The organism is Winogradskyella sp. HB-48, from assembly GCF_049942685.1.
Taxonomy (GTDB): Bacteria; Bacteroidota; Bacteroidia; order Flavobacteriales; family Flavobacteriaceae; genus Winogradskyella.
This window is the reverse complement of the sequence record NZ_CP187934.1, coordinates 2,658,211-2,675,460: the sequence shown is the minus strand read 5'-3', so window position 1 is coordinate 2,675,460 and position 17,250 is coordinate 2,658,211. Positions and strand designations below refer to the sequence as shown.

Annotated in this window: 18 protein-coding genes; 7 read left to right on the top strand and 11 right to left on the bottom strand. The window is 33.0% G+C overall.

The features are described from left to right. Window positions 1–8: 8 nt before the first annotated feature. The 3 genes from ACPX19_RS12140 to ACPX19_RS12130 all read left to right on the top strand — a co-directional run bounded on the left by ACPX19_RS12140 (window position 9) and on the right by ACPX19_RS12130 (window position 3,536). A complete protein-coding gene (locus ACPX19_RS12140; RefSeq protein WP_426430273.1) occupies window positions 9–944 on the top strand; it encodes a PorP/SprF family type IX secretion system membrane protein in 936 nt (311 codons plus the stop codon). A 13-nt stretch (window positions 945–957) separates the two neighbouring features. Then, window positions 958–2,859, top strand: a complete 1,902-nt coding sequence (locus tag ACPX19_RS12135; RefSeq protein WP_426430272.1) for an OmpA family protein — start codon at window positions 958–960, stop codon at window positions 2,857–2,859. Between the two features lie 74 nt (window positions 2,860–2,933). Next, the gene (locus ACPX19_RS12130) at window positions 2,934–3,536 is read left to right on the top strand and encodes a hypothetical protein (protein ID WP_426430271.1); all 603 of its coding nucleotides are present in this window, start codon (window positions 2,934–2,936) and stop codon (window positions 3,534–3,536) included. Window positions 3,537–3,593: 57 nt separating this feature from the next. On the opposite strand, the gene ACPX19_RS12125 is transcribed toward ACPX19_RS12130, so the two are convergent. Both ACPX19_RS12125 and pdxH read right to left on the bottom strand, forming a co-directional pair. Beyond that, window positions 3,594–4,091: a CAP domain-containing protein gene (locus ACPX19_RS12125; protein WP_426430270.1), complete on the bottom strand. Its 498-nt coding sequence runs from the start codon at window positions 4,089–4,091 to the stop codon at window positions 3,594–3,596. Window positions 4,092–4,279: 188 nt separating this feature from the next. Continuing rightward, window positions 4,280–4,927 (bottom strand): pyridoxamine 5'-phosphate oxidase, encoded by a 648-nt coding sequence (gene pdxH / locus ACPX19_RS12120; protein ID WP_426430269.1) that lies wholly within the window; start codon window positions 4,925–4,927, stop codon window positions 4,280–4,282. 83 nt (window positions 4,928–5,010) lie between these two features. Between pdxH and ACPX19_RS12115 the strand changes: the two genes are divergently transcribed. After that, complete coding sequence (locus ACPX19_RS12115; protein WP_426430268.1) at window positions 5,011–5,424, top strand: hypothetical protein; 414 nt, start codon at window positions 5,011–5,013, stop codon at window positions 5,422–5,424. Here the strand turns inward: ACPX19_RS12115 and ACPX19_RS12110 are convergent. From ACPX19_RS12110 to rpsA, 5 genes are all read right to left on the bottom strand, one after another. Further along, a complete protein-coding gene (locus ACPX19_RS12110) occupies window positions 5,421–6,326 on the bottom strand; it encodes a ribonuclease Z (protein ID WP_426430267.1) in 906 nt (301 codons plus the stop codon). The genes ACPX19_RS12115 and ACPX19_RS12110 overlap by 4 nt on opposite strands. An 89-nt stretch (window positions 6,327–6,415) precedes the next feature. Further along, window positions 6,416–6,748, bottom strand: a complete 333-nt coding sequence (locus ACPX19_RS12105; protein ID WP_426430266.1) for a ribonuclease Z — start codon at window positions 6,746–6,748, stop codon at window positions 6,416–6,418. Window positions 6,749–6,751: 3 nt separating this feature from the next. Continuing rightward, window positions 6,752–7,681, bottom strand: a complete 930-nt coding sequence (locus tag ACPX19_RS12100; protein ID WP_426430265.1) for an aspartate carbamoyltransferase catalytic subunit — start codon at window positions 7,679–7,681, stop codon at window positions 6,752–6,754. A gap of 14 nt (window positions 7,682–7,695) precedes the next feature. Then, window positions 7,696–8,235: a bifunctional pyr operon transcriptional regulator/uracil phosphoribosyltransferase PyrR gene (pyrR, locus tag ACPX19_RS12095; RefSeq protein WP_426430264.1), complete on the bottom strand. Its 540-nt coding sequence runs from the start codon at window positions 8,233–8,235 to the stop codon at window positions 7,696–7,698. A 127-nt stretch (window positions 8,236–8,362) separates the two neighbouring features. Continuing rightward, window positions 8,363–10,198 carry a 30S ribosomal protein S1 gene (gene rpsA, locus ACPX19_RS12090; protein WP_426430263.1) on the bottom strand — a complete coding sequence of 612 codons (1,836 nt, stop codon included), beginning with the start codon at window positions 10,196–10,198 and terminating at the stop codon, window positions 8,363–8,365. Between the two features lie 253 nt (window positions 10,199–10,451). Between rpsA and ACPX19_RS12085 the strand changes: the two genes are divergently transcribed. After that, complete coding sequence (locus ACPX19_RS12085; protein WP_426430262.1) at window positions 10,452–10,859, top strand: hypothetical protein; 408 nt, start codon at window positions 10,452–10,454, stop codon at window positions 10,857–10,859. Window positions 10,860–11,006: 147 nt separating this feature from the next. Further along, window positions 11,007–11,384, top strand: coding sequence for a LysM peptidoglycan-binding domain-containing protein (locus tag ACPX19_RS12080; protein ID WP_426430261.1), 378 nt, complete (start codon window positions 11,007–11,009; stop codon window positions 11,382–11,384). Window positions 11,385–11,459: 75 nt separating this feature from the next. Here ACPX19_RS12080 and cmk read toward each other — a convergent pair whose 3' ends face one another. The 4 genes from cmk to lon form a co-directional block, all read right to left on the bottom strand. Further along, entirely contained in the window at window positions 11,460–12,143 is a 684-nt protein-coding gene (gene cmk, locus ACPX19_RS12075) for a (d)CMP kinase (protein ID WP_426432456.1), read from the bottom strand. 10 nt (window positions 12,144–12,153) lie between these two features. Continuing rightward, window positions 12,154–13,185, bottom strand: coding sequence for a type IX secretion system protein PorQ (gene porQ, locus ACPX19_RS12070; protein WP_426430260.1), 1,032 nt, complete (start codon window positions 13,183–13,185; stop codon window positions 12,154–12,156). 72 nt (window positions 13,186–13,257) lie between these two features. Then, window positions 13,258–14,028, bottom strand: coding sequence for a LysM peptidoglycan-binding domain-containing protein (locus ACPX19_RS12065; RefSeq protein ID WP_426430259.1), 771 nt, complete (start codon window positions 14,026–14,028; stop codon window positions 13,258–13,260). Beyond that, on the bottom strand, window positions 14,012–16,462 hold the full coding sequence (gene lon / locus ACPX19_RS12060; protein ID WP_426430258.1) for an endopeptidase La: 2,451 nt from the start codon (window positions 16,460–16,462) through the stop codon (window positions 14,012–14,014). Before lon ends, ACPX19_RS12065 begins: the two co-directional genes overlap by 17 nt. A 230-nt stretch (window positions 16,463–16,692) precedes the next feature. On the opposite strand from lon, the gene ACPX19_RS12055 reads away from it, so the two are divergent. Beyond that, complete coding sequence (locus ACPX19_RS12055; protein ID WP_426430257.1) at window positions 16,693–17,244, top strand: RNA polymerase sigma factor; 552 nt, start codon at window positions 16,693–16,695, stop codon at window positions 17,242–17,244. The last annotated feature ends 6 nt before the right edge of the window (window positions 17,245–17,250 follow it).

The window sequence follows — 17,250 nt, the reverse complement described above, 5'->3', positions numbered from 1 at the left end:
TAACCGAGATGAAGTTATCTAAATCATTAAGTATTGTAATATTTGTTTTGGGTGTTTCTTCTGCCTTTGCACAGCAGTTACCTCAATTTACACAATACATGTTTAACACCATTTCTATTAATCCAGCCTATGCTGGCAGTAGAGAAACATTCAGTGCTGTTGGCTTACATAGAAGTCAATGGGTTGGATTAGAAGGTGGGCCAGAAACCCAAACATTATCTGTTCATACTCCGTTAAGGAATGAAAAGATTGGTTTAGGATTATCATTTATAAATGATAAATTGGGATATGAAAACTTTTCCTATATATATGCAGACTTTTCATATACCATTCAAACTGGCGTCAAAACGAAGTTAGCTTTTGGTATTAAAGGTGGTTTTACACATTATAATTTAGATGAGGAATTATTAAATGATCCATCTGTTGTTAATGACCCTTTCTTTAACGATGTTTCTAACCGTTGGAGTCCAAATGTTGGAGCTGGTTTGTATTGGCATTCGCAACGTTGGTATGTTGGTCTTTCAGCACCTAGAATATTGAATACAGATTATAATAATGGACGTCAAGGTCAGTTGGATTATATTGCTCTAGAACGTGTCAGTTATTATGTAACCGGAGGTTATGTGTTTGATTTAAGTGAAACAACAAAATTGAAACCTTCAGTTTTACTTAAAGCTACTAACGGTGCACCATTATCATTTGATATTTCTGCCAATTTCTTATTTAATGAAACCTTTTGGATTGGTGGTGGTTACAGAATTAATGAAAATGCAGCAGCCATTGGTGGTATAGCTGACTTTCAGGTATCAAAACAATTACGAATTGGTTATGCCTATGAATATCCAATTTCAGATTTAAGACCTTACACAAGTGGTACACATGAAGTTTTATTGATGTTTGAAGTATTTAAAAGTAAACGTATAAAATCTCCTAGATACTTCTAAAAAGAATCGCATTATGAAAACAAGAATATTAGTTCTAACTCTTATACTTAGCTGTTCGTTATCGTATGCGCAAACGAAGTTGGCTGATAAATTCTTCGATAATTACGGCTATATAAAAGCTATTGAGCTTTATGAAAAAGCTGTAGAAAATGGAGATAATAGTGCCCATGTACTCACACGTCTTGGTGATGCTTACTATAACAACTCTAACTCAGAAAAAGCAGCTTATTGGTATGGTGAGGCTCTAAAAGAGCACAAAAAAATAGATGCTGAATATTTGTATAAATATATTCAGTCCCTTAGAAGTATAGGTAATTACGAAGAGTCAGATAAATGGTTTAAAGAACTTAGTGCTGCGCAACAAGGTGACAGCAGACTTAAGGGCTATAATCCTGATGAAGTAGATTTATATGCTAAATTAACTTCTAAAAATGAAGTTATTGTAAAAGTTGAAAACCTAGATTTTAATTCTGAAAACTCTGATTTTGGATCTTATATTTTTGAAGACAAACTCTACTTTGCTTCTGCCAGAGGTGGTGATAACAAAATTTACAGCTGGAATAAAGAACCTTTCTTAGATTTATATGAAATTACTCTTACAGATAATGATGGAGTTGTTACTTATGGATCGACAACTGAGTTACCTGAAAATATAAATACAGAATATCATGAAGCGTCCGTGGCCATAACCAACGATGGTAAAACTATGTATTTTACGAGGGATAACGTTAACAAACGTAACCGTATAAAATATGATAAAAAAGGTACAACGCATTTAAAACTTTACAAGGCGACTTTAGAAAATGATGAGTGGACCAATGTTGTAGAGCTTCCATTTAATGATGAAGTATTTTCAACTGGTCATCCTGCATTAAGCCCAGATAATAAGACTTTATATTTTGTATCAGATCGCGAAGGTGGACTGGGCCAATCCGATATCTATTCGGTTGCAATAAATGAAGATGGCTCTTACGGTAAACCTGAAAATTTAGGTGAAAAAATAAATACTGAAGGACGCGAAATGTTTCCTTATGTAGCTAAAGACAGTACGCTTTACTTTTCTTCTGATGGCCATTTAAACTTAGGTCTTCTTGATATTTTTAAATCGGATATTTTAAAAGGAATGCGTAATGATCCGGAAAATATGGGTTCGCCTTACAACAGTGGTTACGATGATTTTGCATTCTTTATTAATTCTGACACAGAAAGAGGCTATTTCTCCTCTAACCGACCAAACGGCAAAGGAAGTGATGATATTTATAGTTTTAATGCCAAAGAGTGTAAAGAAGTTATTTCTGGTGTTGCTAGAGATAGTAAAACCAACATTATTCTTACTGGTGTAACTGTACGTTTAATTGATGAGACTGGGAAAGTAGTTGAAGAATTCTTTACCAAAAATGGAGAGGAATATACATTTACTGTAGATTGTAACAAAACATATACTATTGTTGGTAGTAAACCTGATTATAAGGACGATCAAAAAACGGTAACTACAACTACAGAAAACGAAAAAGTTACTACTGTTGATTTAAGTTTAGAACCACTAATCATTGATAATCAAATTGTTATTAACCCTATATTCTTCGACTTTGACAAATGGAATATTAGAACTGATGCACAATATGAATTAGAAAACATTGTAGATGTAATGCGTAAGCATCCTACAATGGTTATTAAAATTGAATCTCATACAGATAGTCGTGGTGGTGATAATTATAATATGAAGTTATCGGACAGACGTGCAAAATCTACAAGAGATTATATTATCTCTAGAGGTATTGATGCTAACAGAATTGAAAGCGCTATCGGCTATGGTGAATCTCAACTCCTTAACAAATGCTCTAATGGTGTAAAATGTACAGAAGAAGAGCACCAGTTAAATAGACGTTCTTACTTCTATATTGTAAACGAATAATTTTACCCTCAAAATTATAACTGAAAAGCAAGCTCATTTGGGCTTGCTTTTTTTTTTTTTAGCATTAAAAAAGAATGAAGAAATCTCTTTTTGTCAATAAACTTTCTAAACTAATATTTGTCTTCACTGAGTTAATAAGTTGTGATAGTAACAACTATAAAAAAGAGTCTTCACAAAAATCTAGCAAAGAAATAATAATTGATTCTGTTCGTACAATAAAAGAACAAAAAATTATTAGTCCTAAAGGAAATCAAATACTTGAGAATAGTGAAAAACTTTATAATCTTAAATGGAAGAACGGTTATATACTGGAATCAATAAATATATCACAATGCGATAACTCAAATACAGGTGAAATTATTCACAAATTTGATAAAAAGATAGACAGTATCATCTTTACTAATGATTCATTTACTATAAGTTTTAAAGCTATTGAAAATTGTTGCTCTGAGTTTTTATGTGAAGCTGAAATAATTAATAATGATACATTAAACATAATCTATAATGCTTATGGATCTCATTGCTTTTGTAACTGTTTATTCGATATGAGTTTTCAATTCAGTTACAACAATAGATTAGATGATATTGAGGTTGCAAAAACTAATATTAAAAGTGTTGTATTAAATAACTATTTGAGTTCTAAAGCCAAATTTGAAAAGTTAGTTAATACAAATTAAAAAAGCCACAACTATCGTCATGGCTCTTAGGGGCTATTAATCAACTTTTAACGCGGTCTAACGCTTAATGAAGATATTAGTAAAGTACCACTTGCCTTCATTATTTTTTTCGGCTGAGATATCAAAATCCGTAAAATCGCCTTCAATATTTTCTCTATGACTTGGGCTGTTTAACCAAGCATTTACTACAGATTCAGCAGAGCTAAAACCGTAAGCAACATTTTCTGATACTATATTAGCATTAGCATTAAGTTGTAAACTTTGTTTTCTCTGAAAGAAGTTATCATGAGATACATTGTTTACTTCTACCATATAATCAGTATGGGTATATGCTACCGCTTTTACCGTACTATGATCATTTAAGGGGTTTAGACCTTCAGTAATTCTATGAGCATTGATAAGCTCCATAATTTCTATTTCTATTTGCTTAGCTTGAGGTGCCACAGGCACTTCTATAGAATTAATTTGATCCTCAGCAGCACTATCTGTAGAACAAGAAGTAAAGCCTAAGAGGGCAACGATAGCCAATAACGGCAATAGCTTTTTAGCTTTCATAGTAGGTTAAATTTAGGTTTGGGATTACTAATTTAACAGACTACTTATGCTTATTTGTTAATGAAATGTTAAAATCGATTAAAAACATGCATTTTGTCGATTTTTTATGTAAAACATCGATGAAATGCACTTTTTGAAAGAAAAATTAGTGATTTAATCGGTAAAATAATCACTTAAACGATGAAGTATCAAGGTGATAGTCGCTCTATTTTCCAGTTATAATCTTCTTGTAATTGGTAACGGATTCTATCATGTAATCTATTGGGTCTACCTTGCCAAAATTCCATTTCAACAGGTTTTACTATATAGCCTCCCCAATGTTTAGGACGCTCTATCTCTTTTCCTTCATATTGAAGCTCTAAGGCTTTTAATTTTTCCTCGAGCACTATTCTATTCTCAACAACTTCACTCTGATTAGATACTAAAGCACCTAACTGACTTCCTCGTGGACGCGACTCAAAATAACCATCGCTCATGTTCTCGGCTATTTTTTCTGCTTTTCCTTTAATAATAACTTGTCGCTCTGCTGCATGCCAAAAAAAAGACAAACAAACATTTGGATTTGACTCTATTGCTTTTCCTTTTTCGCTATTGTAATTGGTATAGAATATAAAACCTTCAAAGGTGTATTTTTTCAATAGCACTACTCTACTCTTAGGGTAACCATCTAACCCTATAGTAGAAATGGTCATTGCATTAGCCTCATCTATATCAAAGTGGTTATCTACTTCTACAAACCAATCCCTAAATAATTCTATTGGATTTTCTGAAACATTATCTAAAATGAGTTCCCCTTTTTCGTAAGATTTTCTGTAATTGCTTAAGTCTTTTTCCATAGTTTCACGAAGTTAAATCAATATTTTGTTTCTATCAAAAAAAGTGTAGTTTTGAGTACCCTTAATTATATAATAACCCTAACATGCACTTTGAAGACTCTGATTTTTCAAAAAAATTAAACTACAATAAAGTTGAATTAAACTTTGGCACTTACTATTTACTTGATGATTTTTTTATCATGGAAGTCAATGAAGGCGAACATTTTAATTGGGACAAACTAAATACACTTTTAGATTCGCTAAGAGACTACTACGGAAATCATAAAACACTGGCATACATTGCTAATAGAGTTAACTCTTATTCTATTGATCCTGTGCTTTGGTCTTATTTTGATAAGGATGACAGCATCTTAATTGCTGCTTCTATTGTTAGTTATAGAGATTCTTCTTTTATGAATGCTAATATCGAAAAGCAGATGGCTTCAATACCTCTTAAAAGAGCGCATAGCTTAGGTGAAGCAATAAACTGGGTACAGCAATTAAAAGAGTTTAATTAAAACTCAAAAGACTTACCATCCTCAGCCAAAAGAACATTTTCAAATTCTTCTTTGGCTTCGGACTTAAACTCATCATAGCCGTTGTAACGTGTAGAAAAATGACCAAGAATTAAAGTCTCTACGTTTGCTTTTTTTGCAATGATTGCCGCTTGTCTGGCTGTACTATGCTTTGTACGTTCACAAAGGTTCTCATTTTTATCTAAAAACGTAGACTCGTGATACAAAACAGTTGCATTTTTTATAAGAGGAATAATATCTTCGTTATAGACTGTATCGCTACAATAGGCATAACTTTTAGATGGAATAGGCTTTTTTGTAACAGAAGCATTATTAATTAATACTCCGTCTTCATTTACAACATCTGCACCTTGTTTTAATTTTCTGTAATATGCTTTATCCACATTAGCTTCCAAAACTGCTTTGATATCTAACTTACGTTCGTTTTCTTTCTCCTTGAATAAAAATCCATTAGTATACACACGATGATTTAAAGGAATAGTATAGACTTCAACTTTATCGTCTTCAAAAATTAACTCTGATTCTTTAGAAGTCAACTCATGAAAAATCAATGGAAAATTTGTCCAGGAATCTGAAAGTTTTAACTGTAACGTTATAACCTCCTTAATACCTTTTGGACCATAAATATGAAGCTCAGTTTCGCGAGTTAATAAACGAAACGTACTTACCAAGCCTATTAAACCAAAATAGTGATCTCCATGAAGGTGAGAAATGAAGATATGTTTAATTCTAGAAAACTTCACCTTATTTCTACGAAGTTCTACCTGAGTACCTTCACCACAATCTATAAGAAACATATGATTTTTAATCTCTAATACCTGAGATGTGGGGTTGGTATTGGTACGTGGTGTAGCGCTATGACAGCCTAAAATGGTGAGTTTCATCTGCAGATATTCATCGTTTTTCAATGGTCAGATGGAACATCTTTATTATTTCTGTATATGATTTAAGAAATCTTAAAAGATGTTTCATACTAAAACTCTAAATCACGTTCAATATCTTCCATTTCTATGATATCATAAGCCTCGTGAAGTGTTGGCACAACAACTATTTCATCTGGCATTTGATCTAAATCTGCTTTGTCGGTAACTACAACAAAAGATTTTTTATCACCTCGGTGATTATTGCTGAGCCTTAAAAACTCAATAATATCCTCTAAGCTAATTTTATCTATACTAGATAGATTTACAATGATGTGGTAATTCTTATACTTATCGTAAGCCTGTTCAATATTATTTACTAAAGTTTTAACCGAAGCTTTTTCTTGAGTAATAATGGTAATATTACCGTCTCTATCTACAATCATAACTTATTGTTTTATTTTAGAAGCTAACAAATAAATAACAGCCATTCTAACCGCTACACCATTTTCAACCTGATCTAATATTATGGCTTGCTTAGAATCTGCAACATCACTGGTGATTTCTACACCTCTATTTATTGGTCCTGGATGCATTATTACTATATCCTTTTTTAAGCTATCGAGTAGCTCTTTATTGACACCAAATTGCTGTGTGTATTCTCGTGTTGTAGGGAAATAGCTAATATCCATACGTTCATTCTGAACACGGAGCATATTAGCAACATCACACCATTCTAGTGCTTTTCTTAAGTTAGTTTCAACTTTAACCCCTAAATCCTTAATGTATTTTGGCAATAATGTCTTAGGACCACAAACCATAACATTGGCTCCTTGCAATTGTAAAGCGTAGATATTAGAAAGTGCTACCCTACTGTGCAAAATATCACCAACAATCACAACATTTTTTCCTTTTACAGAACCTAACTTTTCTCTTATAGAGTAAGAATCAAGCAAGGCCTGTGTAGGATGCTCATGCGCACCATCACCAGCATTAATGATACTTGCATTAACATGCTTAGACAAAAATACACCAGCACCAGGATTAGGATGGCGCATTACCACCATATCGACCTTCATAGATAGAATATTATTGACCGTATCAATCAATGTTTCTCCTTTTTTTACTGAAGATTGTGAAGCCGAAAAATTTATAACATCAGCCGAGAGTCTTTTTTCAGCTAGTTCAAATGATAGTTTAGTACGAGTTGAGTTTTCAAAAAATAAGTTTGCAATGGTAATATCTCTAAGTGAAGGAACTTTTTTAATTGGTCTGTTAATAACCTCTTTAAACTGATCTGCAGTTTCAAAAATAAGATTGATATCTTGTTTGGCAAGATATTTTATCCCTAATAAGTGTTTAACACTTAGTTCACTCATTGCTAGTTAATTTTCTATTTATCAATTAAATACACAGCATCTTCCCCTCCATTCTCAATCCAATTCACTTTTACTTTTTGATTATCTATAGCATCAACTTGTCGTCCTCTATAATTAGGCTGAATTGGTAGATGTCTGCTAAATCTTCTATCTATTAAAGTCAGTAATTCTATATTGTTTGGTCTTCCAAAGGATTGTATCGCAGTAAGTGCAGATCTTATACTTCGTCCTGTATATAATACATCATCAACAAAAACAACATTTTTCCCTTCAACAATAAAATCAATCTCTGTGGTATTAGCTTCTAAAGGTTTATCACCTCTTCTAAAGTCGTCTCTAAAAAAAGTAATATCTAGGTGGCCTAACTTAATATTTTTGATATTATAGTCTTCTTTTAGCATTAAAGCCAAACGATCTGCCAAAAATTTACCTCTTGGTTGAATGCCTATTAAAACTGTTTCAGAAAAATCATCGTGGTTTTCAATAAGTTGGCAAGCCAATCTGTGTAGAGTTATGTTGACTTCCTTAGAATTGAGTAATACTTTTTGACTCATGGAGTATCCAAACGTTATTGGTTGACAAAGTTAAGTTAATTTATGAGAGTTTCAAACTAATATAATATCATAAAAAAAGCCTCTCGGATTCCGAGAGGCTTTTAAACTATTTCAAATGTTCAGAAAATTACTTCTTTCCGTCCATTTTATCTTTAAGTGCTTGTAAGGCATCGTTTGCATCACCTAAAGTTGGTTTAGCTTCTGCCGCTTGTGCTTCTGCTTTCTTAACAGCTTGCTTAACGATCTTAGCTTCTTCTTCTCTAAATACTGCAGTATGAGATGCTACAACTCTTTTGAATTCTTTGTTGAACTCAATGATCTTGAATTCTACTTCTTCACCTTTATTAAGTTTAGAACCGTCTTCTTTCTCTAAGTGACGAGCAGGAACAAAAGCAACGATGTCATCATTAAACTCTATTGTAGCTCCTTTATCTACCATTTCAGTAATAGCAGCAGTGTGAGACGTACCTACAGCAAACTCAGTTTCGTATTTGTCCCAAGGATTCTCCTCAGTTTGTTTGTGACCTAAAGATAATTTACGTCCTTCAACATCTAATTCTAATACTACAACGTCTAGCTTGTCACCAACGTTACAGAACTCAGATGGATGCTTAATTTTCTTAGTCCAAGATAAATCAGAGATGTATATTAATCCGTCAATACCTTCTTCTAACTCAACAAATACACCGAAGTTAGTAAAGTTACGTACAATACCTGTGTGCTTAGAACCTACAGGATATTTAGCAGTAATATCTGTCCATGGATCTGGTGTTAATTGCTTAATACCAAGAGACATTTTACGATCATCTCTATCTAAAGTTAATACTTGAGCTTCAACTTCATCGCCTACAGAAACGAAATCTTGAGCTGAACGTAAATGAGTAGACCAAGACATTTCACTAACGTGTACTAAACCTTCTACACCATCAGCAACTTCTACAAAAGCACCGTAGTCTGCAATAACAACCACTTTACCTTTTACTTTATCACCAACTTTAATGTCTTCTCCTAAAGCTTCCCAAGGGTGCTTAGATAATTGCTTAAGACCTAATTGAATTCTGGATTTGTTTTCATCAAAATCAAGAATTACAACATTTAATTTTTGATCTAACTCAACAATCTCATTTGGATGATTGATACGAGACCAAGATAAATCTGTAATATGAATTAAACCGTCTACACCACCTAAATCGATAAACACACCGTAAGAGGTAATGTTTTTAACAATACCTTCTAATACTTGTCCTTTTTCTAACTGGCCAATGATTTCTTTCTTTTGTTCCTCAATATCAGCTTCAATAAGAGCTTTGTGAGAAACTACTATGTTTTTAAATTCGTGGTTGATTTTAACAACTTTGAATTCCATAGTTTTATTTACGTACTGGTCGTAATCTCTAATTGGCTTAACATCGATTTGAGAACCTGGCAAGAATGCTTCAATACCGAATACATCAACGATCATACCGCCTTTAGTTCTGCACTTAACGAAACCATTAACGATTTCACCTGTTTCGTGAGCTTTATTAACTCTATCCCATGCTTTGATTACACGGGCTTTTCTGTGAGATAATACTAATTGACCTGTAGCATCTTCACGAACATCGATTAGTACTTCTACTTTATCACCAACTTTTAAATCTGGATTGTAACGGAACTCATTAAGAGAAATTACACCCTCAGACTTAGCGTTAATGTCAATAATAGCATCTCTATCTGTAATGTGGATTACTTCACCTATTACCACTTCATCGTCTAAAGTGTCAACAAAGTTTTCAGATACTAATTTTTCAAATTCTGCAAGTTTTTTGTCTTCTACCTGCTCAATTCCTTCTTCGTAATTGTGCCAATTGAACTCTTTTAAGAATTTTTCTGGATTTGCTTGAGCTTCAGAAACTACTGGAGCTTCAACTGTTTTTGCTTCAGTTGCTTCAACCTCAGCTTGATTTGTTTTGTTTTCAGCCATTGCTGATTATAAATTTGTATTCTGCATTTTTTTGAAAGTGATGCGGAAAAACCTACAGAAGTTTATTAAAATTTGTTTCTAACCTTTTCTACTTTCACAAGTCCGCTAAAAGGAGCGCAAAATTAATCATTTTCAAATAATTAACAAACAAAATAGCCTATTTAATATTGCTAAATCTTATTTAACCGAAAGATAATGTTGGTTTAATGTCTGAAATTAATGATTACACTAATTTTATTGAAAACTATTTAAAGTGAAAAAGCTAGAATTCCTTTTGTTTTTTATCGCTATTCTAATTATAAGTTGTAATAATGACGACAGCAACACATCAAATCCATTGATAGAAACCGGACTTATTGGTGATTGGGAAATTAGTGGAAGAGGTATTAATAATATTTCATCTTTAGAAGCACTTTGCTGTGAAACTTTAAGCTTCTCTGATGATGACAATGAAGAAGATCTTAATGGCTCATATGTGTTTGATGAATATGGTACAATTACAAATGGTACTTATACAGTTAGTTCAGAAAACAGCACCATTACATACACCACAGAAAGCAACATTACAAATATCATAGAGTTTACTGTAAACAATGATGTATTAGAAATTTGGTATTTTGATGAGAATGGTCGTAATTGGACAACTTATAATAAACAATAAATAAGTAAGAAATCCATTAGGCATGTGACCAAAATTCATTTTAAGCGTCATAAGAATAAATACGATTTTTCATGCATAATAAATCTGATTTTTGGCATTTAAATTGGTATATTTACATAACTATTAATACTTAAAAATTAAACAATCATGGTTAAAGCAAAATACCAAGACGTTCTGGATTTAGGGGAACAATTAAACATTCAAGACGGTAAAGTTGAAGTAGAAGGTGGAAAACTCAAAGTTTGGGGTACAGCCGCTACTCAGTATGAGAAAAACTTACTATGGGATGAAATCAAAAGAATTGGTGGTGATAATCCTAGTGATATAATGGCAGACATCAAAGTTGCTGATGACTCTGTTTATGCAAGACATACTGTAAAGAAAGGTGAAACTTTAGGAAAAATTGCTAAGCATTATTATGGTGACGCTATGAAATACAAGCAAATTTTTGAGGCAAACACCAATATCCTTAAAAATCCTGATTTAATTCATCCAGACCAAGAATTAGTGATTCCTAATCTATAATTAGAATTAGATAAGAAAAATTAAAAGCGACCTACTTCGACTACGCTCAGTAAGCGAAAGGTCGCTTTTTTATTTTTATGTTTTAGACTTTGCTAGTTTTAGCAAAGTTTCAATTTGTTCTTCAATGGTTAAATCTGAATTATCGATTTCTATAGCATCATCTGCTTTTACTAAAGGAGAATCTTCTCTGGTTGAATCTATTCGATCTCTTGTAGTAACATTTTCTAAAACTTCGTTGTAACTAAGGTTGTGGCCACGCTCTAATAACTCTTTGTAACGTCTTTTTGCTCTAGTTTCTGCAGAAGCTGACATAAATATTTTTAACTCAGCATCGGGAAATACAACAGTACCAATATCCCTACCATCCATTACTATGCCCTTATCCTTTCCCATCAATTGTTGTTGCTCAACCAGTTTCTGTCTAACTTCAGAAATTGTTGCTACAGGACTTACGTATTTTGAGACTTCTAAAGTTCTTATTTCCTTTTCTATATTTTCACCATTTAAGTATACCTCAGCAAAACCAAACGATTCATTAAACTTAAAGCTGATATGTATTTCATTGAGTCGCTCGATAAGTTGTTGTGAATGAAAAAAATCTTCACCTATTAATTTGTTTTTCATGGCAAAATAAGTTACTGCTCTGTACATAGCACCAGTATCAACATAAATATAATTAAGCTGTTTTGCCAATTGCTTAGCAATAGTACTCTTGCCTGTTGAAGAAAAACCATCTATGGCTATTACAATCTTTTTCATGGTTATATTCTTATCGTCTTCTGCCATCTAAATCTATTTGAAGTCCAAAAAAGCTTGTATTTGATGCACTGGTATACCTGGCATGTGTATAGCTAAATCGCATAGAGTTTAATCGAATACCTACACCAACCGATAAACCTGAAAAGTTTCTTTGATCTACAATTCGTAATTCTTCTGCTCGTCTAAAGTTATAACCGAACCTTAGATTAAATCCACGTTCTGGCCAAAGTTCCGCACCCAAAATTAGATGGCGCAATGCATTATTAAAAAAACCTACTTTTTCTTGAGTTTGGTTTCCATCTAAATCTGTTGTCGCTCTAGCTGGATTTGATACACCTATTGGCCATTCTTGTAAATTCTCCATAGTTAAATGCCATCTAATAGGAACATTTTCTAATGTTTGAGACATTCCAAAATTTACTTCAAATGGTAGAGGTTCGTTTTGCCCAGCATAGGTGGTAAACTGAGTACCTATATTTCTTACAGTCAATGCTGCATGAAAATCCAATTTTTCATTGATATACATAATACCCAAATCCACTGCACCACCAACAGAATTGTATTGTTCTAACAAGGATGTAATAACTTTTACATTAGCACCTACGTAAAAATCGGTAAAAGGAATATTGTAATTATAGCCAGCAGAAATAGCAGCTTCATTTCCGCTAAATGTTCCTGTGGGATTACCATTAACATCGTAACCATCAAATGTACCATAATTAATGTAAGTAACCCCAAAATGAAACGTTTGCACATGTCTATCCCAAGTGTAAGCATAAGCTGCTGTACCATAAGTAATACCACCCAAAAAACTTGAAACGTTTACCGCCAATTGGTTATGCATTTGCCAGTTTAAAGAAGCTGGGTTGTAAAGTGCTTCAGTAACATCATGATCAAAGTTGGTGATAATTTTACCACCTAATGCAGCTTGTCTTGGTGATGATACGAGATTAAGAAATTGATAAGTAGATTCACCACCCAATTGTGCAAACAACGGTAACGCTAAAAGCATAATACAGAATTGGGTAACCCTCTTTATCATAGATTTTGCAAAATAAACAAATCTATCTTAAAACGATGATATGATTTTTTTATTTTTTGAGGTATTTGCTTTCTACTTTAACTTCAAGATTTGTCCGATCAAAATCAGGTTATCGGAAAGCCCGTTTAGAGATTTTAGCTGGTCAACTGTAAGTCCATTTCGTTTGGATATATTGTATAAAGTATCTCCTTTAGATACAGTCCAAGTAGATTTGTCTGTTGACGGTTTTATGTATTCAGAATGAGAGACATTTAACTCTTGACCTACTTTAATCAAATTAGATGTTAAGCCATTTTTGCTTTTTAATTCGTCAACCGTAAAACCATATCTCTTGCCTAAACTGTATAGCGTATCACCAATTTCTACGATATGGGTTCTAGAATTATTCTCTGAGGAAGTTACAAGCTTCGGAATAGGTTCTGATGCATTAACAATTACAGTATTTTCAGTTTGTGTATCAAAATTCTTAACTCTAAGTTTTTGTCCTACATCAACCAAAGTCGTTTCTAAATTATTAGCTTCTTTTAAGGTAGTTAGCGTTGTCTTATAACTATTAGCAATGTCCAAAAGTGTTTCGTTCTCTTTTACAATATGGTAATTGGACTCTGCATTATATACTAAAGAATCATCTACCTTATTAGTGTGTTCTAAAATATTATCAGTTTTAATAGTCGATTCGTCTTTTGAGTTTAATAGAGTAATTTCACCTGTAACCACATTGAGTTTTGCAGGTTTACCATCTAGCATGACATCTTTAAACCGACTATCTTCCTGACCAAAACTATATAGCCAGGAAAACAGCAGGAAATAAATAACAAAAAAGAGCTTATAGCTTTTTAGCATTTTTCACCTTTTGATTTGTAATCGCAATATCTAAAACCTCACTCATATCTTTCACATAATGGAAAGTTAAGCCTTTAAGATATTCTGGTTTTATTTCGTCAATATCGCGCTTATTATCTTCACACAAAAGAATCTCTTTAATTTTTGCTCTTTTAGCTGCTAAAATCTTTTCTTTAATACCACCAACTGGTAATACTTTACCTCTTAAAGTAATTTCACCCGTCATAGCCAAGCTCTTTTTAACTTTACGTTGTGTAAATAAAGACACTAAAGAAGTTAACATCGTGACACCTGCACTTGGTCCATCTTTTGGTGTAGCACCCTCAGGTACGTGAATGTGTACGTTGTATTTCTCAAAGACTTCTGGATTTATCTCAAAGGTGTCCGCATTGGCTTTTATGTATTCCATAGCTATAGTAGCTGACTCACGCATTACTTTACCTAAATTACCCGTAATAGTGAGGTTACCCTTTCCTTTAGATAAAATAGATTCAATAAACAGAATATCGCCTCCTACTCTAGTCCAAGCCAAGCCAGTGACAACACCAGCTACATTGTTATTTTCGTATTTATCGCGTTCTAATCTTGGGGCTCCTAAAACTTCAATAACATCATCATTAGAAACTTTTATGTTATAATCTTCTTCCATCGCAATATTCTTGGCAGCATAACGTACCATTTTTGCTATCTGCTTTTCAAGACCTCTCACTCCAGATTCACGCGTATAACCTTCAACTATTTTTTCTAGTTGTGGCTGTCCTATTTTTAATGCTTTATTATCCAAACCATGTTCTTTCAATTGTTTTGGCAATAAATGACGCTTAGCAATTTCTACTTTTTCTTCAATGGTATAACCTGTAACATTAATAACTTCCATACGATCTCTTAATGCTGGTTGGATGGTATTAAGACTATTAGAAGTTGCAATAAACATTACTTTAGACAGGTCATAACCCATTTCTAAGAAGTTATCGTAAAACTCATTATTCTGCTCCGGATCTAAAACTTCTAGCATAGCAGAAGAAGGGTCTCCTTGATTACCTGTAGACAACTTATCAATCTCATCTAAAACAAATACAGGATTTGACGTACCAGCTTTCTTTAGGCTTTGAATAATTCGACCTGGCATCGCACCAATGTATGTTTTTCTATGCCCACGTATTTCGGCTTCATCTCTTAATCCACCAAGTGAAATCCTTACATATTCTCTACCTAAAGCCTCTGCAATAGATTTTCCTAATGATGTTTTACCAACACCTGGAGGACCATACAAACATAGTATTGGCGACTTCATGTCATTTCGAAGCTTTAATACTGCCAAGTACTCTATGATACGTTTCTTAACATCATCTAAACCAAAATGATCACGATCTAAGATTTTTCTAGCTCGTTTTAAATCGAATTGATCCTCGCTAAACTCATTCCAAGGTAAATCCAAATATAAATCGAGATAATTACGTTGTATAGAATACTCTGCAACCTGAGGGTTCATGCGCTGCATTTTGGCCAGTTCTTTATCAAAATGCTCCTTTACCTTATCATCCCAATTCTTTTCTTTAGCACGCTCTCTCATCTCTTCTATCTCCTCACCTGAAGACACACCACCCAGTTCTTCTTGGATGGTTTTCATTTGTTGGTGCAGGAAATATTCGCGCTGTTGTTGGTTCATATCACTCTGAACCTTACTCTGAATATCATTTTTTAATTCAAGTTTTTGATATTCTAAGTTCATGTATTTTAAGGTCTGAAGCGCACGCTCTTTTAAATCGTTAATCTTTAAAAGTTCTTGCTTTTCTTCGACCTTAAGATTCATGTTTGAAGATACAAAGTTTACTAAGAACGAATTACTTTCAATATTTTTGATAGCAAAAGTGGCTTCTGTAGGAATGTTTGGACTTTCCTTTATAATCTCTAAGGATAAATCCTTAATGGAATCTATAATAGCATTAAACTCTTCGTTGTCGTCATTAGGCTTAGCCTCTGGTAAATCTGAAATAGTTGCAGAAAAATAAGGCTTTTCAGAAATGATTTCGTTAATCTGAAAGCGCTTTTTACCTTGGATAATCACCGTTGTATTGCCATCCGGCATTTTTAGCACTTTAAGAATACGAGCAACTGTACCTGTTTTGTAAATATCATTTACCGATGGTTTTTCTACAGTTTCATCTTTTTGTGCCACAACACCAATAACTTTTCCACCTTTATTGGCATCATTTATTAGCTTTATTGAGGTGTCTCGACCTGCCGTAATCGGAATGACCACACCTGGAAATAAAACCGTATTTCGTAATGGTAGAATTGGGAGAGACTCTGGTAGAGATTCGTTATTGATTAATTCCTCATCTTCAGGTGTCATCAACGGAATTAACTCTGAATTTTCGTCAAAATCCTGAAATGACAAACTGTCAAGACTTAAAAAATTTGATTTCTTCATATTATTTTTAAGCCATTCTGTCATTAAAAAATAGCAGAATAGCATCTGTTTAAATGTATTAATAATTAACTTTATATTGAATATCAATACATTACAAGATATTCAAAGTTATTCACACCTATGATAATTCAATTGTTATGCCATTACCTTTAGTGCTTCTTAAAAGTTTTTTTACCAAAAGTGTAACAATGTGTAAACACCTCCATCTATAGAATAAAGCAAATGTTTTTTTGACACCAACCAATCAAAATATCGAGCAGTTATTAGTGCTTTGTAAATCTTGTAACCAACGTGCGCAGTTAGAAGTATACAATAGATACAACAAAGCCATGTATAACACAGCTTTGAGAATTGTAAAAGATTCTTACAAAGCTGAAGACATTATGCAAGAGTCATTTTTAACGGCTTTTACGAAACTTGAAACTCTGGAGGACACCAAATTATTTGGTGCATGGTTAAAACGTATTGTGGTGAATAATAGTATTGCACATTACAATAAAACCATAAAACAAAATGAAGTGCCTTTAGAACCTGTGATGTATAAAGTTGAAGATGATAACGGCATTGAAGAGCATAGCCAAAATAGTGATAAAGCGAAGCAAATCATAAGCGTTATGAAAACCTTAAAACCCAATTATAATTTAGGCTTAACACTTCATCTTATCGAAGGCTATGATTATGATGAAATCTGTGAGATTATGGATATTTCTTATGCTAATTGCAGAACCATGATTTCAAGAGCAAAAGAAAGTTTACGTAAAAAGCTAATGCAAACCGCCTAAAAACGA